Origin of the sequence: Leucobacter sp. VD1 (assembly GCF_037150695.1) — a bacterium.
GTDB lineage: Bacteria > Actinomycetota > Actinomycetes > Actinomycetales > Microbacteriaceae > Leucobacter.
This window is the reverse complement of the sequence record NZ_JBBCPO010000001.1, coordinates 1,027,033-1,052,522: the sequence shown is the minus strand read 5'-3', so window position 1 is coordinate 1,052,522 and position 25,490 is coordinate 1,027,033. Positions and strand designations below refer to the sequence as shown.

The following is a 25,490-nucleotide window of genomic DNA, read 5'->3' as shown; positions in this document are numbered from 1 at the left end:
CTTGCAATGCCTTGTCTGGGCCGCAAAGGTATAAGAGCTGGAATGGTTCAGCTGATAGGGGCGGAGTGGCTATGAGTTCACAGGATCAGCAGGATGATGGGGCGGGGCAGGACAGGCACGACCCATCGCATCGGGCTGCCCACGGCGACGATGCGGCCGTGCCGGATCACGCCGCCACTGCGGGAATCGCATCAGAGGCTGAACTCGCCGCGCAGCTGAACCGGGTTGCTGCCGCGATCCCCTCCGATCCCGAACTGCCGGTCACCGTGCATCTGCCGCAGTCGGTGCAGATCGCCGAAGACGATTCCGATGCCCGCATCACCGAGAAGCTTCGGCGTCACGGGGTGCGTATCGGGAAAGGCATGATCTCGCCCCGAGTGTTCTGGCCCGCGCTCATCGTGATCCTCCTCGTCTCGCTGTTCGCGATTGTCGCTCCCGCGCTCGCAGATAACGTCTTCACCGCGGTGCAGAGCTGGATCGTTGAGAACCTCGGCTGGTACTACATGATCATCGTGGCGGTGTTCATCGTGGTCGCGGTCGGCATTGCGTGTTCGCGGCTCGGGCGGATCCGCCTCGGCCGCGATGACGACACCCCCGAGTTCGGGGCGCTCTCCTGGTTCGCGATGCTTTTCGCAGCGGGCATGGGCATCGGTCTCGTGTTCTACGGGGTTGGCGAACCCCTCACCTATGCGACGGTGCAGCCGAAGCCCGGCTGGGAAGGCGACCAGGCCGAACTCGCCGGCCTTGCCATGGCGCAGACCTTCGTGCACTGGGGGCTGCACCCGTGGGCGATCTACGCGATCATCGGCCTCTCGATCGCCTACGCCATTCACCGCCGCGGCCGGCCCGTGTCCATTCGCTGGGCGCTTGAACCTCTCTTCGGTGAGCGCGTCAAAGGTTGGGTGGGCGATCTGATCGATGTGCTCGCGATCTTCGGCACCGTCTTCGGCGTGGCGACCTCACTGGGACTCGGCGTGCAGCAGATCTCCGCGGGCATGGCCGAGATCGGAGTGGTCGACAGGGTGGATAACACCCTGCTCGTGGTGCTGATCCTCGTGATCACGCTCATCGCCATGTTCTCGGTGATCAGCGGTATCGGTGCGGGGATGAAGTGGCTTTCGAACATCAACCTGTCGGTTGCGGGATTGCTGCTCATCAGTGTGCTGCTGCTCGGGCCGACCCTGTTCCTGTTGCAGAACCTCACCGAGTCGATTGGCTTCTACCTCGCGAACGCCCTGCAGATGACCTTCGACATCGGCGCCTATCAGCGCTCTCCCGAAGCCACGAGCTGGTTCTCGGGCTGGACCATCTTCTACTGGGGGTGGTGGATCTCCTGGTCGCCGTTCGTGGGCATCTTCATCGCCCGCATTTCGCGCGGCCGCACCGTGCGCGAGTTCATCGCGGGAGTGCTGCTCGTGCCCACGCTCGTCGGTATCGTGTGGTTCTCGGTGATGGGTGGGGCCGGTCTCTACAGGCAGATCTTCGGTGCGGGCGACCTCGTCGTGAACGGCGAGGTGCACGTCGAGAGCGCCCTGTTCAAGGTGCTCGGGGATTTGCCCTTCGGCACGGTCTTCTCGGTGCTCGGAATCCTGCTCGTGGCGATCTTCTTCATCACCTCATCGGATTCGGGATCACTGGTGGTCGACATGCTCGCCTCTGGCGGCCACCCCAACCCTCCCACCTGGTCGCGAGTGCTGTGGGCGGTGCTCGAAGGCCTGGTCGCGATCGCACTGCTGCTCGCCGGTGGATTGCAGTCGTTGCAGGCGGCCGCGCTCGCCACAGCGCTGCCGTTCAGCGTGGTGCTGCTGCTGATGAGCTGGTCGACGCTGCGTGCGTTGCGTATCGACGACCGCGTGCTCGAACGCGCCGAACGCATCGCGCGCCTCGATCGGGTGACCGAGCACATCTCGAACGAGCTGGCCGGCACCATCACGGATATCCCAGAGCTCGAGTCGTGGGTGGACGACCGGATCGACTACCGCATCTCGCGCACCAGGGGAGCCTTCGGGCGCCGCCCCGGCGAGAAACGCTAGACAGGTCGGCGCCGGTGCATAGGTTGCCGGCGCACAAGGCGCTCGGTGCTGAGCCGGAAGCCGAGCGCGACGAGCGCCGAACGCAGGGCCTCGTGCGCCGGGGCGGCCGGGATCTCGACGCGCGCGGTCCAGGCACCGGCGTCGGCGAGTCCGTCGAGCAGCGCGCCGATGCGGAGGGGATCCGTGACGGTGCCCGCAGCGGCGGGGACGAGCTCCGCGATGCGGTCGGAGGAGACCCAGGTGTCGTCCGGGCCGGGCGAGAACTCCAGGGGGAAGCCAAGCTCTGCGGCGAGCGCGCGGAGCTCGGCGTCGGCTCCTGCCGACGTGCCGGCGGTGCCGGCGGTGCCGACTGATGCGCCGACGACGGCGCGCGATCCTGCCGCGCCTCCAACGGTCTCCCCACCGCCGGGGCGTCGCGACCGCAGCCAGCTCTCGGAGTGCGGGCGGTAGCCCTCGGCGAGGTACAGCTTGCGGGGGCGCGGGTTGCCGCCCATCACTTCGACCACGGCGGTCCCGATCCCGGCCGCATCGGCCTCCGCATCGACCGCGCGCATGAGCCGGGTGCCGACGCCAGCACCGCGCGCCTCGGGCAGCACGCTGAGCGTCTCGAGCACCACCGCCGGCAGGCCGTCGATCTCGTCGGCGTAGCTGAGTGCGTAGCCCACGGGGCACCCCTCCTGCACGCCGAGGTGGATCGAGACCCACGGGTGCTCCGCGCTGAGCCGCCGATAGTGACGCTCGCGCAGCGCCCAGCTCTCCTCGCGGTCGATGACCGCCAGCCCGGCGGCCCCGATCGCGACGTGATGGTCGAAGAGCGCCTCCCAGAGCGGTGCGAGGCGCGGCAGCGCTGCGACGCCGACGCGTTCGATCCTGATCGATCCGGGCATGAGCACCTCCGCGGGATAGGTTCCTGCCCGCAGTCTACGGGGCGCAGACGCGGCAACTGCTCGTTCTCCAGTAGCCCGTCACCGTCGCGCGGCGGACGTGCCGCGGTGCCGGAGGCGATTTCCGTGCAGTCGCCGAGCCCCCTGCCTGGGTAGCGTCATCGTCAGATTTACACCCAGCAAACCGTCTTCCTCCGCCTTGCTTGGCACCCCGCCCTGGCGCTGCTCGCAACGGCAACGATGTACGAAACGCACCCTAGCCCGCGAGCGCCGCCGAAACCGCCAGCTCCACTGTGGGGTGATCGAAAGCGAAGCCCGACCGTTCCAGCACCGCAGGCACCACCCTCGCATCCGCGAGCAGCAGGGAGTCTGCCGCATCGCGCCCGAGCCCCAACCGCAACGCCCACGCCGGTGCCGGCACCAGGAATGGGCGGTGCAGCTGCCGGGCCAGCTCCCGCCCGATATCGTTCGCGCTGGCGGGCTGCGGCCCGCACAGATTCACAGGCCCTTCGACGTCTGCGGTGATGAGGTGGCGGATCGCCCGCACCTCGTCGTCGAGCGAGATCCACGGCCACAGCTGCGTGCCGGCACCGAGCGGCCCACTCACACCCAGCTTCGTGAGTGGGAGCAGCGGCTTCAGCACCCCCTCGGTGTGCAGCAGCGGAGCCGTGCGCAGCAGCACCACCCGCGTCTCACGCCCAGCAGCACGGGCCTCCCGCTCCCACGCCCCGCTCAAATCTGCAAGAAAGGTACTGCCCTGCGGGCTCGACTCGTCAAGCGTCTCACCAGGGCGATCACCGTAGTAGCCCACCGCCGACGCGCTCAGGAACGCCGGAGCCCGCCCACCGAGCTCGCGCAGTGCGGTCGCGATCGTGCGAGTGGGGAGCAGCCGCGACTCTCGCAGCGTGCGGCGATACCCCGCCGTCCACGGCAGCTTGCCAATACTCGCGCCATTGAGGCACACCACAGCGTCAGCGCCGTCGAGCACCGCCGGGTCGAGCGGACGCCCATCCCTGAGCCACTCGACCTCATGCGGCCCCCGGGCCTGCCGCCGCACCAGGTGCGTGATCCGCCACCCCTCAGCCTGCAGCAGCCAGCTCAGCGCCCCACCAATCAACCCGGATCCGCCCGAGATCACCACATGTCCACCCATGCTGCGCCCCCTTCGCCTGACCCGATCCTAGCCCCGTGCCCTGCACGCTCGCAGCCCTGCGCAGCCCCTCACTGAGCGCGAGGAGAGGAAGCAGGCGTACCCTCGGGACATGCGCACGCCACATCAGACCGCGGCGGCCCCCGGCGACCCCCGCACAAGGAACGCGCGCAACACCCCTGCCCTCGGCTCAGCCTTCGCCGCGCAGCTCCCCGAACTCGCGCTGCCCTGGCAGGCGATGCGCCTAGAACACCCCGCGATCCGCACCCTCAACGAGCCACTCGCGCGAGAACTCGGCCTCGACCCCCAATGGTTGCGCAGCGAACAGGGCACGCGCTGGCTCATCGGCGTCGATCACCCCGAAGGCAGCCGCCACACCGCCCAGGCCTACGCCGGGCACCAATTCGGCGCCTATACCCCACGTCTCGGCGACGGCCGCGCCCTCCTCCTCGGCGACCTCACCGACACCCACGGCAGGCCACGCGAAGTGCACCTCAAAGGGTCGGGCCGCACCCCCTTCGCCAGAAGCGGCGACGGCCTCGCCGCCCTCGGCCCCATGCTGCGCGAACACCTCATGGGGGAGGCGATGCACGCACTCGGCATCCCCACCACCCGCGCGCTCGCGGTCGTCGCCACCGGCCAGCGCGTCATACGCGACCTCGACGCCCTGCCCGGCGCCGTGCTCACCAGGGTGGCTGCCAGCCACCTGCGCGTCGGCACCTTCCAGTACGCGCGCGCCCTCGGTGACACCGCAGTGCTGCGCCGCCTCGCCGACCTCGCAATCGACCGACACTACCCCGCACTCACGGAAGGCGACAGCCCATACCTGGGGTTGCTCACCGCCGTAATTGAAGCGCAGGCGCGCCTCGTCGCCTCATGGATGCTCGTCGGCTTCGTGCACGGCGTCATGAACACCGACAACACCGCAATCTCGGGAGAGACCATCGACTACGGGCCCTGCGCCTTTCTCGACGCCTACGACCCCGCAGCGGTGTTCAGCTCGATCGACACCCACGGCCGCTACGCCTACGGAGCCCAAGCCGCCATCGCCGGCTGGAACCTCACCCGCTTCGCAGAAACCCTGCTGCCACTCATCGCCGAAGAAACAGATGGAGACCCCGAAACCGCGGAGGGCCTGGCCGTCGCCGCACTCCACAACTTCGGTCCCGCCTACGACACAGCCTGGACCGCCGGCATACGAGCCAAGCTCGGCCTCGCCGCACACCCCGTCGAAGACCACACTGTGATCGCACTCGCCGCAGAACTGCTGCGAGAACTCGCAGAGGGGCGGATCGACTACACACGCGCATTCCGTGCGCTTGCCGAGACCGCACGTGCGGCGGCCGGGGGCTCTGGAGATGCCGGTGGTGCTGGCGATCGGGGTGCTGGGGCCGCGATTCGTTACAAAGAACTGCTCGGTGGGGCCGGCGGTGCCGGGGGATGGCTGGAAGCCTGGCTTGCGCTCAGCCCCGATCCCGACGCTATGGACGCCGTGAACCCCCTGTACATTGCCCGCAATCACCTCGTCGATGAGGCGCTCGCCGCCGCATCCGACGGCGACCTCGCCCCCTTCGAAGCCGCGCTCGCCGCCGTGACGCGGCCCTTCGCCCCGCGACCTGGCCTCGAAGCCTACGCGCTCCCCGGCCCGCCCGGCCGCCCCCACATCACCTACTGCGGCACCTAAAGCGCAGCCTGCCCTCCCGGCCGCCCCCGCGTCGCCCGGGGGTGAAAGGAGTAGGGGCTGGTAGGAGCAGTAGGGGCGAGAACGGGGGGGCGACGAGTCGCGGCGGTGCAGCGAGCCGGGTGGAGCACTACGTGGGCGGGCGGCACCATTCGGGCCGGAGGGGTAGCCTGGGCGGGAGGAAGCAGGCGCGCAAGGGAGCGGATCATGGACACACCTCGGCCTCGGACGGCGATCGTCACCGGAGGAGCCCGCGGGCTCGGGCGCGCGATCGCCCTCGAACTCGCGCGGCGCGGCGCGCGGCTCGCGCTCTTCGACCTCGATCTCGACGGTGCGACGGAGACCGCGCAGCTCATCCGCGCATCGGGTGGCGAAGCCGCAGCGTTCGCCGTTGATGTGAGCGATGAGCAGAGCGTGCGGGACGGGGTGGCCCAGGTCGCGGAGCGCCTCGGGCCGCCGCTCATCCTCGTCAACAACGCGGGCGTGCTGCGCGACGATCTGCTATTCAAGATGCCCGTCGAGAACTGGGACACGATCATGAGCGTGCACCTGCGCGGCGCGTTCCTGATGAGCCGCGAAGCGCAGCAACACATGGTGGATCACGGTTGGGGGCGGATCGTGAACATCTCCAGCACCTCGGCGCTCGGCAACTCGGGGCAAGCGAACTACTCAGCGGCCAAAGCCGGCATCCAGGGCTTCACGAAGACGCTCGCGCTCGAACTCGGCCGCTTCGAGATCACCGCCAACGCGGTCGCGCCGGGGTTCACGGTCACCGACATGACCCGCTCTGTCGCCGAGCGGCTTGGCATTGGCTTCGACGAGCTCGTCGCGCGCGAGACCGCGGCGGTGCCGGTGCGGCGCGTGGGCACTCCCGAGGACATCGCGCACGCGGTCGCCTTTTTCGCTGACGAGGCGAGCGGCTTCGTGTCGGGTCAGGTGCTCTATGTGGCGGGCGGTCCGCGCGGCTGAAGTGGTGACGGGGACGCAGCAGGGCGTCCGGCCCGCCCCGAGGGGAAGGCTGGACGCCCTGCAGAGCAGGCCCGCTAGGCAGTTTGCCCGCGGTGCTTGCCCTCGGCGATCTCCTCCACGAGTTTCGCGTTGAATGCTGGCAGGTCGTCAGGGGTGCGGCTCGTGACGAGGCCCTGATCGACCACCACCTCTTCATCCACCCAGGTTGCGCCGGCGTTGCGCAGATCGGTTCGCAGGCTCGGGTACGAGGTGACGGTGCGACCGTGCAGCACGTCTGCGTCGGCGAGGATCCAGCCGCCGTGGCAGATTGCGGCGACCGGCTTGTGCTGCTCGAAGAAGTCGCGGGTGAAAGCCACGGCGTGCTCGTCGAGCCGGATGCGGTCGCCGTTCACCACTCCGCCCGGCAGCACGAGTGCGTCGTAGTCGGCGGCGCTGGCCTCGGCGGAGGAACGACTCACCGGGGCCTCATGCCCATTCTTGCCGCGGATCGTGCCGGTGTTCGTCGAAACGATGTCAACCTCGGCACCGTGCTCTCGCACAGCGGACAGTGGCTCGGTCAGCTCTGAATCTTCGAAGCCGTTCGTGGCGAGGATCGCTACGCGCTTTCCGGTCAGGTGCGTCATGGAGTTCTCCTAATCTCGTTGCGTGCATCGGATCAGTTCCAGTCAACCGTCTCGGCGCCTGGGCGGACACCCCGTTGCGCTGGCTCGCGCAAATCGCTATCTTGCGCGCGGTGCTCTCGCCGGGGGCGGATCGCCGGCCGTTGGGGCGCATTTCGCCCGACGCGCCGATCACTCGCTCGTGGTGGTGGCGCGTTCCAAAAGACGGTCGGGGATCACGGAGATGAGGGGCTTGGTGAGTCGGTAGCGCCAGTCCGAGACGACCACGGCACGGCCCCGGTACAGCCCGCGAAGTCCCTCGCGGGCGACTCGGCAGGTCTCGGCCCAGGCGATGCGGGGGAGCCAGGGGAGATGATCCGCCCCCATGCGCTCGTGGAACTCTGTGTCGAGCAGGCCGGGGCAGAGGGCCGTGATCCGCACCCCGCTGCGCCGGTACCGGGCGTTCAGCGACCGCGACAGTGAGACGACCGCGGCCTTCGCCGCGCCGTAGCTGCCGCTCGGGGTGAATGCGGCGACGCTCGCGACGTTCATGATCCAGCCGCGGCGGCGCGCGAGCATGCCCGGGATCGCGGCGTGCGCGAGCCGCAGCGGCACCCACGACAGCAGCTCGTGCAGTTGCCGTTCGTCGGCGATACGGCTCGACTCGAAGCCCTCATATACGCCGAAACCGGCGTTGTTGATGAGAATGTCGACGGGCGAGCTGGGGTCGGCGACGCGCTGCGCCGCGCGTTCGAGGCCGTCAGGCTCGGTGAGGTCGGCAGCGAGCACTTCGACGGTGACGCCGTGCTCGCTGCGCAACTGGCGGGCGAGGGTTTCGAGTCGTGCCTCGTCGCGGGCGACGAGCACCAGGTTCACGTGGCGCTGCGCGAGCTGCCGAGCGAGTTCAGCGCCGAGCCCGGCGGAGGCTCCGGTGACGAGCGCGAGATATGCCATGTCGCCCAGTCTCTCATCCGGCACCTAGGCTGATGATGTGCCAGCGCCTCAGATCATCGCAGTTGTCGGATTCGTGCTGCTCGGCGCGCTGGCGCTCGGATCGCTGCTGCTGGCGCGCAGGCTTGTGTCGCGTCGTGCGAGGATCGCGGCGCTGTCGACTGGGATTGTGCTGCTGCTCGGTGCTGCGGCCGGTGCCATAGGGGCGGTTGCGGTCGGTTCGGCACAGCGTGTGCCTCCGGCCCCGGCCGAGGAGCGGATCGACGAGCGCGCGGACGCCGCGGAACCGCGCACCATGCCCGACGACTTTGTCGACGCCCGTGAGCTCGAACCCGGCATCGAGGTCGAGCTGCGCTACGCGGGCACCCGCAACTTCACGGGGCATGTAGTCGACGGCTACGAGGCCGACGACAGGGTGATCCTGCAGCGCGATGCGGCGGCCGCGCTTGCCGGAGTGCAGCGGGAGCTCGAGGCGGAGGGCCTCGGCCTCCGCGTCTACGATGCCTACCGGCCCACGCGGGCGGTGCGCTTCTTCATGGACTGGGCCCGCACCGACGATGATTCGACCCGCGCGGAGTACTACCCCGACTTCGAGAAGCCGCAGCTCTTCGAACTCGGCTACATCGCCGAGCGCTCCAAGCACTCGCTCGGAGGCACCGTCGACCTCACACTCGTCGACTTGGCCGGCGGCGAGCCGCTCGACATGGGTGGCCCGTTCGATTTCTTCGGCGAGCGGTCGCACTACGATGCCGAGGGTCTCGCGCCCGAGCATGCAGCCAACCGGGCGCGGCTGCGCGAGGCGATGATCGCCGGCGGTTTCGAGCCCTACGAACTGGAGTGGTGGCACTTCTCATACCCGCTCGGCGACGACGCCCGAGCTGTTGACGCGCCGGTGCGCTAGGAGGCGGTCGGCGTCTCGGCGGGCGATGCCGCGTCTGCGGCACCGACCGAGGGAGCGGGTACAAAGCAGACCGCCGCCCAGGTGGTGATGGGTACGGCGAGCACAAGGCCGATGCTGCCGCACAGGGTGCGCACCACCTCGATCGCGATGTCCTCGTGCGTGAGCAGCGAGAGCAGCGGCCGGTCGGTGAGGTGCAGCAGGATCAGCACGCCGAGTGCCGCCCCGACGTACGCGAAAAACACCGTGTACACGGTCGAAGCGATGTGGTCGCGGCCGATCCGCATCGCGCTCGCGTACAGCTCGCGCCGCGGCATCGCGGGGGCGGCCGCGCGCAGCTCCCACACCGACGAGGCCTGGGTGATGGTGACGTCGTTGAGGATCCCGAGTCCGGCAATGATGACGGAGCAGCTGAGCAGCCCGCGGAAGTCGATGTGCTCGGCCACGCCTGCAAGGGTGCCCGAGGCCTCATCGCCGATGCCACTGAGGCGCGTCGCCTGCGTGGCGATCAGCGAGATGCCGGCCATGATCGCGATGCCGCACAGTGTGCCGACGAGCGCCGAGGTGGTGCGCATGTTGAAGCCGTGCACCAGGTACAGGATCACGAACATGATCGCGCTCGACGCGACGACCCCGACGGGCAGGCCGGGGGAGCCGGCCACGAGCGCGGGCAGCAGGAAGGCGAGGATCACGGAAGCGCTGATCCCGAGTGCGACGATGGCGAGCAGGCCCCTGATCCTGCCCACCGCGATCACAACCGCGATGCAGACGAGCGCGAGGATCGCGAGCGGCAGGCCGCGGAAGACTCCTGAGACGCTGTACTGATTCGCGAGCCGGTAGTGGGTCTCGGCGGCGGGCACGAGCGGGGAGGCCATGAGCTCGATACGGTCGCCGACTTGCAGGCCGGCCCGGGCGACGGCGCCCCGGGCGGTGATGTCGACGAGCTGGCCGGCGTCGTCGCCGCTGCGAATGCCGATGGAGAAGGTCAGGCAATCGTCGGCCGTGCTGCCGGGGGCTTCGGCGCAGCCTTCGGTCACCGCGAGCAGTTCGCCGGTTTCGAACGTGGTGCCTTCCGCCACGAGGGGCGCGCGGTCTGCTGCCCGAGTGACGCGTTCGGCGTCGGGCCAGAGAGCGATGATGCCCCAGACGGTCGCGGCCGCTACGAGGGTGAGCATCACGACAGCAACGAGCTTGAATGGATTAATGATTCTCATTACCAATTATCGTAGTGCCGCGGGCGCTCTCCGGCGTCATGCTTCGACGCCGTGTCAGAGGCTGCGGCTACGCTGGAGCCATGAGCAGCGAGATCACCGACCCCCAGCTCTCCGAGACCGCGCGCGTGGCGCGCGATCTCATCCGCATCGATACCACCAATCGCGGTGGCGGCGACGCCGAACCCGAGCTGCCAGCAGCAGAGTACGTGGCGGCATACCTGCGAGATCTGGGCCTCGAGCCGCAAATCTTCGAGTCGCTGCCGGGCCGCGCCAGCGTGGTGGCGCGCGTGCCTGGAGACGAGCCCGGCCTGCCGGCTCTGGTGCTGCACGGTCATCTCGACGTGGTGCCTGCTGATCCTGCCGGTTGGAGTGTCGACCCCTTCGCCGGGGTGATCGCCGACGGCATGCTGTGGGGGCGGGGCGCTGTCGACATGAAAGACATGGACGCCATGATTCTCACGGCGATCGCCGAGCTGCTGCGGGCGGGGGAGCGGCCCCGCCGCGAGATCATCCTGGCTTTCTTCGCTGACGAGGAGAACGGCGGTGTCTATGGCTCGCACCACCTCGTCGAGCACCACCCCGAGCTCTTCGCCGGCGCTACTGCGGCGATCAGCGAGGTTGGTGGCTACTCCATTGATGTGGCGGGCACGCGCGCCTATCTGGTGCAGACGGGCGAGAAGGCCCTCGACTGGATTCGCCTGCGCGCCCGTGGCACCGCCGCCCACGGTTCCCGGGTGTGGCACGACAACGCCGTGACGCGGCTCGCCGAGGCCATCGCGGCGCTCGGGCGGCACGAGTGGCCAGTCACCCTCTGCGACACCACACGCGAGCTCATCGACGAGCTTGCCGCGATCCTCGGCGAAGACCCCCGCGAGGTGGCGCCCGATGAGCTCGTGCTGCGCCTCGGTAAGAGTGGCGGCTTCATCCAGGCGAGCCTGCGCAACACGAGCAACCCGACGGTGCTCTCCGCGGGCTACAAGCACAATGTCATCCCCGACACCGCCGAAGCGCTCGTCGACGTGCGCTCGCTGCCCTCCGAGCAGGGTGAGGTGCTGGCCCTGGTACAAGAGATTGTCGGCCCCGACATCGAGATCGAGACCGTGCACTCCGATATCGGCCTCGAGGTGCCGTTCGCCGGTGAACTCGTCGACGCGATGACGGCGTGCTTGCGCCGCGCCGATCCCGAAGCGCGCGTGCTGCCCTATCTGCTCTCAGGCGGCACCGACAACAAGGCCCTGTCACGCCTCGGCATCGCGGGCTACGGCTTCGCCCCGCTGCGATTGCCGGCCGACCTCGACTTCCCGGGCATGTTCCACGGCGTCGATGAGCGGGTGCCGCTCGACGCCCTCGATTTCGGGCACCGAGTGCTTGTAGACCTGCTGCGCAGTTACTGAGCAATGCGGCAGATCGGTGCTTGCGCGGTGCCGAGGCGGCGGATCAGGCCGGTGCGACGCCGATCCGCCCCGATCCTCCTGGTCCGCGCCGCACCCGATCCGCCGCTCCGAGAGTTCGCGGCGGCCCTGAGCTATTCTTGACCGCGGCCCGCAACGGCCGCACGCCGCCATCCGCCACCGAAAGGACATGATGGGCTTCTTCGACGCGATTCTGCTGGGTATCCTGCAGGGTCTCACCGAGTTCCTTCCGATCTCCTCCAGTGCGCATCTGCGTATCGCGAGCGAGCTGCTTGGCATCGGCGACGCCGGTGCCGCGTTCACCGCGATCACGCAGATCGGGACCGAGGCGGCGGTCATCGTCTTCTTCTGGCGTGACATCGTGCGCATTCTCGGCCAGTGGTTCCGTTCGCTCGTCGGCAAGGCACCGCGTCGCGATCCCGACGCCCTGATGGGGTGGTGGATCATTCTCGGCTCGATTCCCATCGTGGTGCTGGGTCTGCTCTTCGAGAACGCGATCGACACCACGCTGCGATCGCTGTGGTTCACGGCGACAATGCTGATCGTGTTCGGTGTGCTGCTGGGTGTTGCCGACAGGGTGGGGCGCAAGGAACGCCCTCTGAAGGAGCTCACTTGGAAGCACGGCCTGCTCTACGGCGGTGCGCAGGCGCTTGCGCTGATCCCCGGCGTGTCTCGCTCGGGCGGCACGATCACCGCTGGCCTGTTCATGGGATACACCCGTGAGGCTGCGGCCCGGTACTCGTTCCTGCTCGCGATTCCCGCGGTGCTCGGATCGGGCTTCTACAAGCTGTTCAAGGAGGTGCGCGAGCCGAGCGGCGGCGCCCCCATGTCGCTGACGCTGCTCGCCACCGTTATTGCGTTCGTCGTTGCCATCTTCGTGATCAAGTTCTTCATGGGCTACATTTCGAAGCGCAGCTTCATGCCGTTTGTGATCTACCGTGTGGCGCTCGGCGTGGTGATCTTCGTGCTGCTCGGCACCGGTCTGCTCGATGCCGAGGGCGGCGCGGCGGTTGCGCAGCACGCTGGCGCGGCGACGGCCGGGGTGATCCGATGAGAACCTGGACTCCCCCCGAGCTGCCCGCGCTGCCGGGAACCGGCGTCGCTCCAAAGCTGTTCAACACTGCGACCGGACGCTTCGAACATCCCGCGATCTCCGACGACAAGGCGCTGCTCTACGTGTGCGGCATCACGCCCTACGACGCCACCCATCTCGGGCACGCGTTCACCTACCTCGCCTTCGACATCATGCAGCGGGCTTGGCGCGATGCCGGGCTTGAAACGGTGTATGCGCAGAACATCACCGATGTCGACGATCCGCTGTTGGAGCGTGCCGAAGCGACCGGCGTTGACTGGCGTGCCCTTGCAGATGAGCAGATCGGGCTGTTCCGATCTGACATGCACCGCATGGGCATGATTCCGCCGGAGCACTATGTGGCGGTGACTGAGCAGATCGATGAGATCGCTGCTGGGGTTCGCGAGCTGGTGGAGCGGGGGCTCGCTTACGCCGTGCCCACCGATGATGCCGTCGGCGATGATCTCTACTTCGACACCGATGCCGCCGAGCGCGAATCACAATGGCGGCTTGGTGATGTGGCACCCTACGATCGCGGCACGATGCTGCAGTTGAGTGCCGAGCGCGGCGGCGATCCGCAGCGGCCGGGCAAGCGCAACCCGCTCGATCCGCTGCTGTGGCGCGCGGCGCGCGCGGGAGAGCCGAGCTGGCCGAGCCCGGTGGGTGAGGGGCGGCCGGGCTGGCACATCGAGTGTTCGGTGATCGCGACGCGCGCGCTCGGTGGTGCGTTCACAGTGCAGGGAGGCGGATCCGATCTCGTGTTCCCGCACCACGAGTTCACCGCGGCGCACGCGACCGCCAGCTCGGGAACGCCGCTTGCGCACGCCTACTGCCACGCTGGCCTGGTGGGCTACCAGGGGCACAAGATGTCGAAGTCGCGCGGCAACCTCGTCTTCGTGTCGAAGCTGCTTGATGGCACGCACGGCGCCTGTGCGGGAGTACCGGCTGACCCGTCGGCCATTCGTCTGGGTTTGCTGGTGCATCACTACCGTTCCGAGTGGGAGTGGCACGACGCCGACCTGGAGACAGCGAACCGTCGGCTCGAGGCGTGGCGGGAAGGGCTTGCGCGGCGCGGCGACGATCCGGCCTCTGCGGTCGCGGTGCTGCAGCAGTTGCGGGCTGCGCTCGCGAACGATCTCGACACCCCGGTGATGCTGGCGACGCTCGATGCGGCGCTGGATCGCGGCGTTGACGACCCGGCGCTCATCGCTGACGCGGTTGACGCGCTGCTGGGCGTGAAGCTGTAGCGCAGGCTGCTTCGGCGGGGTCGTCTGCGGCTGCCCGTGTTGACCCGGCCCCTTGGTGTCGAGTCGGCCTACGATTCACGCAAATCGTAGGCCGAGTCGATACGAACAGGCCGACTCAGTCGCAGGTTGCAGGTCGCAGGTCGCAGCTCGCAGATTGCGGGTCGCTGATCGCGGTGCGGGTCAGCGCGGCTCGGGGCCGGGTTCGGCGTCGTCGTCACTCGGGTCGGTCGGGCCGGGTTCTTCGGTCTGCTCGACGCCGCGCGATCCGCCTTCGAGAAATTTCTCGAATTCAAGCGCGAGCGCGTCACCGGTGGCTTCGGCCGCCATCGCTTCGTCACGCGACTCTTCCAGGCCGCGAATGTAGCGCGACATGTCTTCGTCTGCCGCCGCAATCCGGTTGATGTTGGCCTCCCACTCGTTGGCCTGCACCAGGAGTTCGCCGCGCGGAATGACCACGTCGAGCAGCTCTTCGAGCTTGTCGAGCAGAGCGAGCGTGGCCTTCGGCGAGGGTGCGCTGTGCACGTAGTGGGGCACCTGTGCCCAGAGCGAGATCGCCGAAATGCCCGCCTGCGCGAGCGCGAGATCGACCACCGTGGCAATGCCGACGGGGCCTTCGTAGCTGCTGCGCACGGCCCCGGTTTCGGCGCGCAGCTCGGGGCTTTCGGTGGAGACCGAGACCGCGATGGGGCGCGAGTGCGGGGCGTCGGAGAACATCGCACCGAGGATCACGACAGTGTCGACACTCCACACATCGACAAGTTCGACGATCTCGTCGGCGAAGTTCTGCCAGTCGCGGGCTGGCTCCACTCCGGCAAGCAGCAGCAGTTCGGTGACGGGGCTGCCGTCGATACGCCGCAGCGTCTCCTCGTCGGGCCGAGGGGTGGCTACCGCTTCACCGGGCCGCTGCACGGTGCCGTAGAGGCGCGTGTCCGGCCACTCGAGCACCCTGTTGCCGTCGGCGTCGAACACGAGCTTGGGGCGGTGCACCTGGAAATCGACGTAGCCCTCGGAGCCGATGACGTGCAGCACTTCCGCGTCGATCAGCCCGCCCAGGTGCTGCAGCACCTCGGTGGTGGCGTCGCCGGCGTCGCTCCAACCTTGGAAAGCGACGATGAGCACGCGGGGCTGGGAGGAAGCGGTCTCGGACATACCTTCCAGGATATCGATACCGCTCCCTGTCTCAGACGCGGGAGCTGCCGTTGCTATGGGATCTGCCGACGCTATGCCGATTCGGGGCGGATCAGGCATAGCGACGGCAGATCCCATATCTTGGGCGCCGGCTCCAGCCGCGCCGCTACACTGAGGCGGATGAGCGTTCTTTCTCTGCACGAAGCGCCCGCGGCCGTCCTCTGGGACATGGACGGCACTGTGATCGACTCTGAACCGCTGTGGCTCAACGCCGAGCTGTCGATGCTCGCCAGGTACGGCATCGAGTTGAGTGACGAGACCCGCGACCGTCTGATTGGGTCGGGTCTGCGCCGCGCGGCGCGTATCTTCCAGGAGTTGGGCGTGCCGCTCGGCATTGACGAGATCATTGCAGAGTGGGAGGCCAGCGTGATCGCGGGCCTGCGTGAGGCAGGCCCGCAGTGGCGGCCTGGTGCCGTGGAACTGCTGGAGTCTTTGGCGGGGGCGGGAATTCCGAGCGCTCTGGTGACGATGGCGGTGCGTTCGATCGCCGATGCGGTGGTGGAGTTGCTGCCCGAGGGGGTGTTTCGGGGAATCGTCGCGGGTGACGAGGTCGCCCATGAGAAGCCGCACCCCGACCCCTATCTGCGTGGCGCGGGGCTCCTCGGGGTGCCGATTGGTCGCTGCCTTGCGATCGAGGATTCGCCCACGGGTCTCGCCTCGGCGCAGGCGTCGGGTGCGATCGCTATCGGCGTGCCGAATCTGCTTGAACTTGATGAGGCCTCGGCGCATGAGCTGTGGCCGACACTTGTCGGCGTCGACGCGGATAGACTTTCGGAGCGTTTCCGCGGTCTGCGGAACGCCGATCAGACGACGGGAGCGCAGCGGTGAGCGAGCAGCAGATCATGGACGACCAGGTCTCGGAGGCGGGTATCGCCGGGCACGAGCCGGCCGGCCAGGCCTCGGCGGAGCATGCGCCCGCCACGCGCGGCCCGCTGGGATACGGCGACAGGGTTCAGCTGACGGGCCCGAAGGGGCGCCTCAATACGATCACGCTGGTGCCCGGCGGTGAGTTCCACAGTCACCGCGGCATGATCCGCCACGAAGAGATCGTGGGCCTGCCCGACGCCTCGGTGCTGACCAACAGCAACGGCGAAGAGTACCTCGCACTGCGCCCGCTGCTGTCGGATTTCGTGATGTCGATGCCGCGTGGCGCGGCGATCGTCTACCCGAAGGATGCCGCGCAGATTTTGTCGCTCGCCGATATCTTCCCCGGCGCTCGGGTGGTTGAGGCCGGTGTCGGATCGGGTGCGCTGTCGTTGCACCTGTTGCGCGGGATCGGCACCGAGGGGCAGTTGTTCTCGTTCGAGCGTCGTGAGGAGTTCGCGGATATCGCCCGCGGCAATGTGGCGGCGTTCGCGGGGCGTGCTCCCGAGAACTGGACGGTGACCGTCGGTGATCTGCAAGAGACGTTGCCCTCGACGTGCGAGGCAGGGTCGGTTGACCGCGTGGTGCTCGACATGCTTGCGCCATGGGAGTGCGTGGATGTTGCGGCGCAGGCGCTGGCCCCTGGTGGGGTGCTGATCTGCTATGTCGCGACGGTGACGCAGCTTTCGCGCACGGCTGAGGAGATTCGCCGCATCGGCTTGTTCACGCACCCGCAGTCGTCGGAGACGATGGTGCGCGGTTGGCATGTTGAGGGTCTCGCGGTGCGTCCGGATCATCGCATGGTGGCGCATACCGGCTTCTTGATCACTGCGCGCAGGCTGGCGCCTGGCACGCAGTTGCCTGAGCTGAAGCGTCGTGCTTCGAAGAGCGAGTTCACCGAGGAAGATCTCGCGAGCTGGCTGCCCGATATGGGGGAGCAGGGCGATGCTGGTGCGTGGACGCCGCAGGCTGTGGGTGAGCGAGGCAAGAGCGACAAGGTGCTGCGCAAGAAGGTGCGGGAGACGCAGCGTTTCGCGCGCGAGCGCGGGGCTGACTCCGGGGCCGTGTCTGGTGCCGAGGCTGACGCGGATGCCAGCGACGCGCATTCCGCCAGCTGAGGTTCGATAGGATAGCCGGGTTCAGTTCGGCCGGCCAGCTTCGGCGGTCGAATCGGCTTCTCCGAGAGGTGCTCATGCTTCGTCGACTCGTTCCCGCTACTGCAGCCGCCGCGCTGCTCCTCGCCGGTGCTACAGGCTGCAGCGCGCAGCAGGCTTCGGCGGCAGATTGCGAGCCGACGCTCCACCCCGGTGCGCTGAGCGACAGCGTCACGGTGACGGGCAGCTTCGGTGAGGCCCCTGAGGTGTCGATTCCTGATGATCTGCGGGTGCTCACCACGCAGCGCACGGTGGTTGAGCAGGCGGCGGATCGCAGCAACCTTGTCGAGGATCAGTCGCTCGTGGGTGTCAACATGGCGTTCTTCGATCAGGCGAGCGGTGAGCGCATGTACGAGAGCCCCGGTTTTGCTGCCGCAGATCAGTCGGCGGAGTTCCTGCTGGTGTCTGATGATGCCTCGAACCCGTTGAGCGAGTCACTGCGTTGCGCGGCTCCCGGTGACCGTGTGGTGGTTGCGATGGCGCCTGATGAGGGCGGCCAGCTGGCGATGCAGCTCGGCGGCGATCCTGAATCTCCGCTGATTGCGGTGATCGATGTGGTATCGGCGGGTCCGCTTGCGGCCAAGGGCCCGGTGCGTGGTCTTCCGAACGGCTTCCCGGCTGTGGTGACCAATGATGAGGGTCGCCCCGGCATCGTGTTGCCTCCGCGGTCGGCCCCTGAGGGCACCACTGCGGCGGTGCGCGTGGAGGGCGATGGTGCTGAGGTCGGTGCCGACGACAATGTCATCGCGCAGGTGCTCAGTGTCGGCTGGGATGGCACGGTGCAGACCAACAGCTGGGAGTCCGGCCTGACGGGCTTGGGCAATGAGCAGCAGGTTTCGCAGTCGGGCAATACCTTCCGCAATCAGCTGACCGGGGCGAAGGTGGGTTCGCAGCTGGTGATCATCGAGAACGAGGCTGACGCCGAGCCGCGCGTGGTGGTCGTCGATATCATCGGGGTCGGCTGAGGTTCGGGTGACCGGTCGCGTTCCTGGCGAGCAGCGCGTCTTCAGCCTGGTTCTCGCACTCGTCGTGAGCCCGCAGGGGCTCACGAAGCAGGAGCTGCTGTCGACGGTGCACGGCTACGCCGAGCGATCGGGGTCGTTGTCGGCGTCTGAGCGTGCGGCTCGTGACAGGCTGTTCGAGCGCGATAAGGAGCAGCTGCGCGAGCTCGGCATTCAAATCGAGACGCTCGATTCGCCGATGCAGCCTGGCAATAATCAGCTCACCAGGTATCGCATTTCGAAGGAGCAGCTCGAGTTTCCGAGCGAGTTGCGTTTCGATGAGCAGGAGTTGATGCTGCTTCGTCTTGCCGCGTTGGCGTGGAGCGAGGGCAGTTTGAGTGCGGCGTCGCGTCGTGCGGCGATGAAGCTTGAGGCTTTGGGTGCTGGACTCGATGTGCAGCATTTGGGGGTTGCTCCAAGTTTGGGCACGGCTGAGCCTGCGGCGGTGCCGTTGCAGCGCGCGATCGATGAGGTTCGTGTGGTGCGTTTCGATTACGCGCTTCCTGGCCGGGATGCTCCGCTTGAGCGTCGGGTGGCTCCGCTGCGGTTGCACCGGGTGGATGGGCGCTGGCATCTGATTTCTTGGGATCTTGATCGCGAGGCGGATCGGGTGTTTTTGCTGTCTCGCATCGTGGGTGGTGTGCGCTTGGGGTCTGAACGTTTCGATTCGGCGCTGCTAGATCGTGGGGAGTCGGCGGTTGCTGATCTGCTGGCGCTGCGTGAGCGGCAGCAGACGGTGGTGTTGGTGCGACGCGGCAGTGTCGCTGAGGCGCGGCTGTCGCCGAGGGCCGTTGGCTCCGAGCGGGATGTGCGCCGCGAGTGGGTGCGGCTGACGGTCGGGGTGCTCGACCTCCACCTGTTCGCCGAGGAGCTGATCGGCTATGGTGCTGATGCTGCGGTGGTGTCGCCGGATTCGGTGCGGGGGCTGGTGCATGATGGTTTGCGGCGGATCGCGGCGGTTCACGGGACTGGCCTTTCTGGGCCTGTTTCTGCCCCGGGGCCAGAACCGAGTGGGGTGACCGAAGCGGAGGCGCCGGCGGGCTCTGCTGAGCCGAAGGGAGTCGGCGATGCGTAAGCGTGTGCTCGCCCCGGATCGTGTGATGCTGCTGTTGGCGCTGGTGCCGTATTTGCGCGAGCACGGCCCGACGCCCGTGCCGCAGCTCGCTGCGGCGTTCAATGTCGCCCCTGATCTGCTGCGGGAGCTGGTGCGCTTTTTGGGTACGGCGGGAGTGCCAGGGGAGACGCTGAGCTACCAGGATGAGGATCTTTTCGATATTGATTGGGATGCGCTCGAACGCGACGATGTCGTGAGTGTGACCCGCACGGTCGCCGTCGATGACGCACCGCGCTTCGCGCCCGCCGAGACTGCGGCGCTGATTGCTGGGCTGCAGGCGCTCACACCGATGCTGCCCGATGAGTACGCGCGTGGCGCGCAGCAGGCTGCGGCGAAGCTGGGCACGGCTTTGGGGGCTGCGGCGCCGATGTTATCGGTGACGGCGGATCCGCAGGACCCGCGGATCCCTCTGGTGGTGTCGGCGATCGATGCCGGCCGGGTGCTGGCCTTTGAGTATCGCGATGCCGCGGGGCGTTCGAGCCGACGCACGGCCGACCCGATCGCGCTCACGCAGCATGCTGGATCCTGGTATTTGCGGGCGCACTGCCGCGATCGCGACGCGGAGCGCAGGTTCCGTGTGGAGCAGATGAGCGGGGTGCGGGTGCTTGACATTGCGGCTGAACCGCATGCGCCGGCGGGTGAGGAGACGCGGCCTGCGTTCGATCTGGTGGTGTCGCTTCCCGCGCACGTGGTGCCGAAGGTTCGCGGCTTCGATCCGGAGGTGATCGGCGAGGATGCGGCCGGTCGGGTGCGCGTGCGCGTTGAGGCTTGGCATGAGGGGGCTGCGATCAGGCTCGTGCAGGCTGCTCCTGGCGAAATTGTGGTGGAGGCGCCTGAGCGTGCCCGTGAGGCTGTGCGGGCGTGGGCTGTGCGTGCGCTCGACGCCGCTGAGCGGGTGCCCGGTTCTGCAGGGTCGCTGGGATAAACTGAGCGAATGGCAGAACAGGCGCGGAAGAAGCGCAATCCTGAGGCGAGGATGAGCCTCGGGGACCACCTCGTCGAACTGCGCAAGCGTCTCATGATTTCCGCTCTCGCGATCGTCGTGGGCCTTGTGGTCGGCTTCATCCTCTCGCCGTACGTGTGGGATGTGCTGCGCCAGCCCATTTACGACATCGCTCGGGAGCAGGGGCGCACGGCGCAGATCAATTACGACGACATCACCGGCGCCTTCGACACGCGGGTGCAGATCGCACTGTTCATCGCGGTGATTATCTCGTGCCCGGTGTGGCTCTACCAGATCTGGGCGTTCCTCGCCCCCGGTCTCACCAAGCGCGAAAAGCTCTACGGGGTGGGGTTCCTGTGCACGGCCATCCCGCTGTTTTTGCTGGGTGCTTACGCCGGCTGGCTGGTCATCCCCAATATTGTGCGCCTGCTCACGAGCTTCGCCCCGCCCGAAGACGCGGCGTTCATGAGCGCCCGCAAGTACCTCGATTTCTCCACGAAGCTGTTGCTGGCCATTGGTGTCGGTTTTGTGATGCCGGCGCTGCTGGTCATGCTCAACTTCCTCGGTGTGCTCCGCGGCAAGTCGATTCTGAAGAGCTGGCGAGTCGCGATCCTCGTCATCATCTTGTTCGCCGGGATCGCGACGCCGGCTGTCGACCTCATGAGCATGTTCCTGTTGGCGGCACCGCTGATCGTGCTCTACTTCGGCGCTGCCGGGATCGCGATTCTGCACGATCGGCGCGTCGACAAACGCCGTGCTGCCGATCTGGCCGAGTACGGCCTCGACGACTCCGATCCAGACGAGAATGCCGATGGCGGCGGTCGCACGCGGGGGCGCCTGGGGAAGCAGTCGTGACGCAGCCGACCGGGGCAGAGGCCGGGCCGAGCGGGCCCGTGACCGGGCCAGACACGACCGGCCCGCAGACGGCGCTCGATGCGTTCGCGGCACGCGTCGGCTATCCGCTCGACGCCTTCCAGCGCACCGCCTGCGAACGGCTCGAAGAGGGGCGCAGCGTGCTCGTGGCGGCACCTACGGGCTCAGGCAAAACCACCGTCGCGGAGTTCGCGGTCTATCTCGCGCGCCGCGAACGCGATGCCCGCATCTTCTACACGGCCCCCATTAAGGCGCTCTCGAATCAGAAGTTCCACGAGCTCTGCGACGAGTACGGCGAAGATGAGGTGGGCCTGCTCACGGGTGACGTGAACCTGCGCGGGGACGCCCCGATCGTGGTGATGACCACCGAAGTGCTGCGCAACATGATCTACGCCGAGGGCGATGCAGGCCGTGCAGGCAGCCCGCGTGATGCGCTCGACGGTCTCGCTTTCGTGGTGCTCGACGAGGTGCACTATCTGGGCGACCGCTGGCGCGGTGCTGTGTGGGAGGAGATCATCCTGCACCTGCCGCCTGAGGTGCGGCTGGTGTCACTGTCGGCCACGGTGTCGAACGCCGAGGAATTCGGCGACTGGATGCACGCGGTGCGCGGCGACACCGATGTGATCCTCTCGGAGCACCGTCCCGTGCCGCTCTACCAGCATGTGCTCACCTCGAAGGCGCTGCTGCCGCTCTTCGTGGGCCGCGACGGCGAGACCGCCGCGTCGGGCGGAGGCGGTCGCATCAACCCCGAGCTGCGCCAGCTCGACGGTGGGCGACGCGGCGACGATCGTGGCCGCGGGGGTCGCTCCGATCGCGGCGCGAGTGAGCGCGGGCGCGACCGCGGTCACGGCTTCGCTGATCGTGGCCGCACCCGGGGCCGTCCGCCGGTGCGGCGCACGCGCCGCGTATCCCGCGCCGATATCGCGCGCGCCCTCGACGAGACGCGGCTGCTGCCCGCGATCGTGTTCGTGTTCAGCCGCAACGGTTGCGACCAGGCGGTGCGACAGTGCCTCTTCGAAGGCATCGCACTGACCACGCGCGAAGAGCGCGAGGAGATCAGGCGTGTGGCGCGATCCGCCACCATCGACATGAGCGATGAGGAGCGCCGCGTGCTCGGCGTGCGCGAGTGGATCGCGGGCCTCGAGCGGGGCATCGCTGCCCACCACGCGGGGCTGTTGCCCACGTTCAAGAGCGTTGTTGAGCAGCTCTTCCAGCGGCGCCTCGTGAAGCTCGTCTTCGCCACCGAGACCCTGGCCCTCGGCATCAACATGCCGGCGCGCGCCGTGGTGATCGAACGGCTCGACAAGTTCAACGGCGAGCAGCGCGTGCCGCTGTCCTCGGGGGAGTACACGCAGCTGACGGGTCGTGCTGGGCGACGCGGCATCGACACCGAGGGCCACGCGGTCGTGGTGTGGAGCGACGGGGTCGACCTCGAAGCGCTCGCCCACCTCGCCGGTGCGCGGTCGTTCCCGGTGCGGTCGAGCTTCAGGCCAACGCCCAACATGGCCGTGAACCTGCTACAGCGCATGGACATGGAGCGCGTGCGCGAAACCCTCGAACTCTCCTTCGCGCAGTTCCAGGCCGACCGCGCCGTGGTTGATCAGGCCCGCGAGCTGCGCGCCGAGCAGGAATCCCTCGCCGGCTATGACGCCGCGGCGGCGCGGTCGCAGGGGGCGGATCGCCGGCGCTGGGAAGACCGCGCGCGCAAACTGCGGCGACGCATCGAGCGCGGCCGCCGCCAGATTGCCTCGCGCACGGGCACCATTGCGCGCACCTTCGACCGAGTGGTCGAATTGCTGTTCGACCTCGACTATCTGCGGGGCCCGTCGTCGGAGCCTGAGGTGGCGCCGTGGGGTGAGTTGCTGCGCCGCATCTACGGCGAACGCGACCTGCTCGTGGCAGAGTGCCTGCGCCATGACGCACTGCGCGGTCTCGATGCCGCCGGTCTCGCCGCGATGTGCTGCGTGCTCAGCTATGAGCCGCGACGCGACGACGAGGGCGAGCCGCGCCTGCCGGGAGGGCGCCTCTTCGCAGCCGCGCTCGACAGGGTGCTCGACCTGTGGGTCGAACTCGACGACCTCGCCGAACGGTATCGGCTGCCGCGCAGCGAGATGCCGCACGCGGGACTTGCCGCTGCGATGCATGCCTGGGCGGCGGGCACCCCGATCGAGCAGGTGCTCGAACGTTCGGGTATTGGCGCGGGCGACTTTGTGCGATGGAGCAAACAGACCATCGATATGCTCGACCAGATCGCGCAGGCGTGCGAAACCGCCGTGCGCGGCGGCCTCGACGAAGATCGCCTGGGGGAGCTCGCGAAACTCGCCCGCGAAGCGAAGCGCGGCGTGCGCCGCGGCATCGTCGAGGCGTCGAGTGCTTCGTGAGCGGCGTCGTGTGATGGGTGCTGTGCAGCGTTTGCCGTGGTGGGCGTCGCTGATCGCGGCCGCCGCCGGCGGTGCGCTGCTCGACGTGGCTAGCCCGGGTGTCGCCTGGTGGCCGGCGGCGTTCGCCGGAGTCGCGCTCGTGCTCGCGGCGGTGTGGCAGCAGCGCTGGCCGATCGGGTTGCTTGCCGGTATCGCTGCCGGTGCCGCGTTTTGGATGCCGCACATCTCCTGGCTCACCCTCTATCTGGGGCCGGTGCCGTGGTTAGGGCTCAGTGCGGTGATGATCTTCTGGTTCGCGCTGTTCGGGATCGCGGCTGCTGGTACTACTTCCGCGTTGGGTTCCCGCGCGCTTGGAGAGATCGCTGAATGGGGGCGTTCCATCCGACTCGCTTCGCTCGCTGCCAGACCCAGCCAGTCACGCCCCCATTCGGCGATCTCCCCAAGCACTGACCGGTTCGCCGATGTCTCCGAGACTGCGCGAACTCGCCGGTGGCGAGGGTGGAAGGTTGCGGTGGCGCAGGCGCTTGCGGTGGCGGGGCTGTGGGTGCTCCGCGAGCAGGTGCAGGGATCGTGGCCCTACGGCGGTTTCGCGTGGGGTCGTCTTGCGCACACGCAGGCCGACGGGCCGCTCGCGCAGGCGGTGTCGTGGACCGGCTTTGCCGGCCTCTCTGGGCTGATCGTGTTCGCCTGCGCGCTGCCGGTCGCCGCAGCGTTTGCGGGGCTTTCGGTGCGCGGTGTGCAGGCGGGGGCGGATCCGGCGGCGCGAGGGACGCTGAGTGCTCGCCCCAGGCGCATCATTTTGGCGGGGGGTGCCGCAGGGGTGGTGATCCTGCTGGTGCTCGCGCTGCTTCCTGCTGCATCGCTGCAGCAGACCGGATCGCTGCGGGTTGCCGCCGTGCAGGGCAACTCGAAGTCTGGCATTTTCGATGATCGCGAATCGGGTGATGTGCTGCGCGACCACATCGCGGCAACCGAAGATCTGCTCGATCGTCTCGAAGCCGATGACGAGACCGTCGACGTGATCGTGTGGCCTGAGAACAGTGCGGAGTTCGGTCTGCCGGCCAGCCCGCTGGCGTCGCAGCGGGTTGCGAAGCTTGCGAAGCGGGCCGGGGCACCGATCGTGGTCGGCACGATCCTCGAGAATCCCGACGGCAGCTACACGAACAGCTCGCTCGTGTGGGGCTCGTCGGGCTCCGAGCCCGCACGGTATGACAAGCGCTACCCGGTGCCCTTCGCCGAATACATGCCGAACCGCGAGTTCTTCCACATGCTCGCCCCCGACCTCGTCGACCTCGTGCAGTTGGAGTACACGGCGGGAACGCTTCCGGCTGCGTTCGAGGTGCCGACAGCGGTGGGCCCGGTCAAGGCCGGAATTGCGATCTGCTTCGACATCATTTTCGATGCGCAGGCTGTCGCGATGGTCGATGCCGGCGCTGAGGTGATCTTCGCGCAGACCAACAACGCCGACTTCGGCCGCACTGATGAGAGCGCGCAGCAGCTCGCCATCGCCCGGCTGCGTGCGATCGAAACGGGGCGCGCCCTCGTCAACATCTCCACGGTCGGCACGAGCGCCGTGGTCGCGCCTGACGGCCGCGATCTCGCCGCACTCGAACCGTTCACCTCCGGCGCGATGGTGGCCGAGGTGCCGCTCGTCACTGGGCGCACCCCCGCACTTCTTGCCGGATCCGCCATCTCCAAAATTTGGATGGTGCTGGGCGGCCTGGGGATCGCCGCGGGCGTCGCCTCAGCGGTGAGGTCGCGGGTTCAGCGCGGGGCTGTTGAGGCCGATGGAGATCACGGCGGCGAGGCTCAGAGGGATGCGTAGCGGATCGACGTGTTGAGTGGCGGGCAGCAGCAAGCCG

21 protein-coding genes are annotated in these 25,490 nt (G+C 68.1%); 15 read left to right on the top strand and 6 right to left on the bottom strand.

The features are described from left to right. The first annotated feature begins 71 nt into the window (after positions 1-71). A complete protein-coding gene (locus WFL22_RS04880; protein ID WP_336991701.1) occupies positions 72-2,033 on the top strand; it encodes a BCCT family transporter in 1,962 nt (653 codons plus the stop codon). On the opposite strand, the gene WFL22_RS04875 is transcribed toward WFL22_RS04880, so the two are convergent. Both WFL22_RS04875 and WFL22_RS04870 read right to left on the bottom strand, forming a co-directional pair. Next, positions 2,030-2,920 (bottom strand): GNAT family N-acetyltransferase, encoded by an 891-nt coding sequence (locus WFL22_RS04875; protein ID WP_336991700.1) that lies wholly within the window; start codon positions 2,918-2,920, stop codon positions 2,030-2,032. The genes WFL22_RS04880 and WFL22_RS04875 overlap by 4 nt on opposite strands. 253 nt (positions 2,921-3,173) lie before the next feature. Continuing rightward, positions 3,174-4,070, bottom strand: coding sequence for a TIGR01777 family oxidoreductase (locus WFL22_RS04870; RefSeq protein WP_336991699.1), 897 nt, complete (start codon positions 4,068-4,070; stop codon positions 3,174-3,176). Between the two features lie 109 nt (positions 4,071-4,179). On the opposite strand from WFL22_RS04870, the gene WFL22_RS04865 reads away from it, so the two are divergent. Both WFL22_RS04865 and WFL22_RS04860 read left to right on the top strand, forming a co-directional pair. After that, the gene (locus WFL22_RS04865; protein WP_336991697.1) at positions 4,180-5,751 is read left to right on the top strand and encodes a protein adenylyltransferase SelO; all 1,572 of its coding nucleotides are present in this window, start codon (positions 4,180-4,182) and stop codon (positions 5,749-5,751) included. Between the two features lie 204 nt (positions 5,752-5,955). Beyond that, on the top strand, positions 5,956-6,717 hold the full coding sequence (locus WFL22_RS04860) for an SDR family oxidoreductase (protein WP_336991696.1): 762 nt from the start codon (positions 5,956-5,958) through the stop codon (positions 6,715-6,717). A gap of 74 nt (positions 6,718-6,791) precedes the next feature. Here the strand turns inward: WFL22_RS04860 and WFL22_RS04855 are convergent, their stop codons facing one another. Together WFL22_RS04855 and WFL22_RS04850 are read right to left on the bottom strand one after the other, a co-directional pair. Beyond that, on the bottom strand, positions 6,792-7,340 hold the full coding sequence (locus tag WFL22_RS04855) for a type 1 glutamine amidotransferase domain-containing protein (RefSeq protein WP_336650869.1): 549 nt from the start codon (positions 7,338-7,340) through the stop codon (positions 6,792-6,794). Between the two features lie 168 nt (positions 7,341-7,508). Next, positions 7,509-8,270, bottom strand: coding sequence for an SDR family NAD(P)-dependent oxidoreductase (locus WFL22_RS04850; protein WP_336991695.1), 762 nt, complete (start codon positions 8,268-8,270; stop codon positions 7,509-7,511). A gap of 37 nt (positions 8,271-8,307) precedes the next feature. Between WFL22_RS04850 and WFL22_RS04845 the strand changes: the two genes are divergently transcribed. Then, positions 8,308-9,168: a M15 family metallopeptidase gene (locus tag WFL22_RS04845; protein ID WP_336991693.1), complete on the top strand. Its 861-nt coding sequence runs from the start codon at positions 8,308-8,310 to the stop codon at positions 9,166-9,168. On the opposite strand, the gene WFL22_RS04840 is transcribed toward WFL22_RS04845, so the two are convergent. Beyond that, a complete protein-coding gene (locus tag WFL22_RS04840) occupies positions 9,165-10,379 on the bottom strand; it encodes a YibE/F family protein (protein WP_336991692.1) in 1,215 nt (404 codons plus the stop codon). The genes WFL22_RS04845 and WFL22_RS04840 overlap by 4 nt on opposite strands. Before the next feature lie 80 nt (positions 10,380-10,459). On the opposite strand from WFL22_RS04840, the gene WFL22_RS04835 reads away from it, so the two are divergent. From WFL22_RS04835 to mshC, 3 genes are all read left to right on the top strand, one after another. Beyond that, a complete protein-coding gene (locus WFL22_RS04835) occupies positions 10,460-11,773 on the top strand; it encodes a M20/M25/M40 family metallo-hydrolase (RefSeq protein ID WP_336650873.1) in 1,314 nt (437 codons plus the stop codon). Positions 11,774-11,963: 190 nt separating this feature from the next. After that, complete coding sequence (locus WFL22_RS04830) at positions 11,964-12,845, top strand: undecaprenyl-diphosphate phosphatase (RefSeq protein ID WP_336651625.1); 882 nt, start codon at positions 11,964-11,966, stop codon at positions 12,843-12,845. Next, on the top strand, positions 12,842-14,110 hold the full coding sequence (mshC, locus tag WFL22_RS04825) for a cysteine--1-D-myo-inosityl 2-amino-2-deoxy-alpha-D-glucopyranoside ligase (protein WP_336650874.1): 1,269 nt from the start codon (positions 12,842-12,844) through the stop codon (positions 14,108-14,110). Before WFL22_RS04830 ends, mshC begins: the two co-directional genes overlap by 4 nt. Before the next feature lie 180 nt (positions 14,111-14,290). Here the strand turns inward: mshC and WFL22_RS04820 are convergent, their stop codons facing one another. Further along, positions 14,291-15,259 carry a PAC2 family protein gene (locus tag WFL22_RS04820; RefSeq protein ID WP_336991691.1) on the bottom strand — a complete coding sequence of 323 codons (969 nt, stop codon included), beginning with the start codon at positions 15,257-15,259 and terminating at the stop codon, positions 14,291-14,293. A gap of 159 nt (positions 15,260-15,418) precedes the next feature. On the opposite strand from WFL22_RS04820, the gene WFL22_RS04815 reads away from it, so the two are divergent. The 8 genes from WFL22_RS04815 (at position 15,419) to lnt (ending at position 25,453) form a co-directional block, all read left to right on the top strand. Beyond that, on the top strand, positions 15,419-16,126 hold the full coding sequence (locus WFL22_RS04815) for an HAD family hydrolase (protein WP_336991690.1): 708 nt from the start codon (positions 15,419-15,421) through the stop codon (positions 16,124-16,126). Further along, positions 16,123-17,280 (top strand): tRNA (adenine-N1)-methyltransferase, encoded by a 1,158-nt coding sequence (locus tag WFL22_RS04810; protein ID WP_336991689.1) that lies wholly within the window; start codon positions 16,123-16,125, stop codon positions 17,278-17,280. The genes WFL22_RS04815 and WFL22_RS04810 overlap by 4 nt, the downstream gene beginning before the upstream one ends. 74 nt (positions 17,281-17,354) lie before the next feature. Further along, positions 17,355-18,281 (top strand): peptidylprolyl isomerase, encoded by a 927-nt coding sequence (locus WFL22_RS04805; protein WP_336991688.1) that lies wholly within the window; start codon positions 17,355-17,357, stop codon positions 18,279-18,281. Between the two features lie 7 nt (positions 18,282-18,288). Beyond that, positions 18,289-19,392, top strand: a complete 1,104-nt coding sequence (locus WFL22_RS04800; RefSeq protein WP_336991687.1) for a helix-turn-helix transcriptional regulator — start codon at positions 18,289-18,291, stop codon at positions 19,390-19,392. Beyond that, positions 19,385-20,356, top strand: a complete 972-nt coding sequence (locus WFL22_RS04795; RefSeq protein ID WP_336991685.1) for a helix-turn-helix transcriptional regulator — start codon at positions 19,385-19,387, stop codon at positions 20,354-20,356. The genes WFL22_RS04800 and WFL22_RS04795 overlap by 8 nt, the downstream gene beginning before the upstream one ends. 9 nt (positions 20,357-20,365) lie before the next feature. Next, on the top strand, positions 20,366-21,229 hold the full coding sequence (tatC, locus tag WFL22_RS04790) for a twin-arginine translocase subunit TatC (protein ID WP_336650880.1): 864 nt from the start codon (positions 20,366-20,368) through the stop codon (positions 21,227-21,229). 38 nt (positions 21,230-21,267) lie between these two features. After that, on the top strand, positions 21,268-23,628 hold the full coding sequence (locus WFL22_RS04785) for a DEAD/DEAH box helicase (protein ID WP_442918960.1): 2,361 nt from the start codon (positions 21,268-21,270) through the stop codon (positions 23,626-23,628). A gap of 13 nt (positions 23,629-23,641) precedes the next feature. Next, entirely contained in the window at positions 23,642-25,453 is a 1,812-nt protein-coding gene (lnt, locus tag WFL22_RS04780) for an apolipoprotein N-acyltransferase (RefSeq protein WP_336991683.1), read from the top strand. The last annotated feature ends 37 nt before the right edge of the window (positions 25,454-25,490 follow it).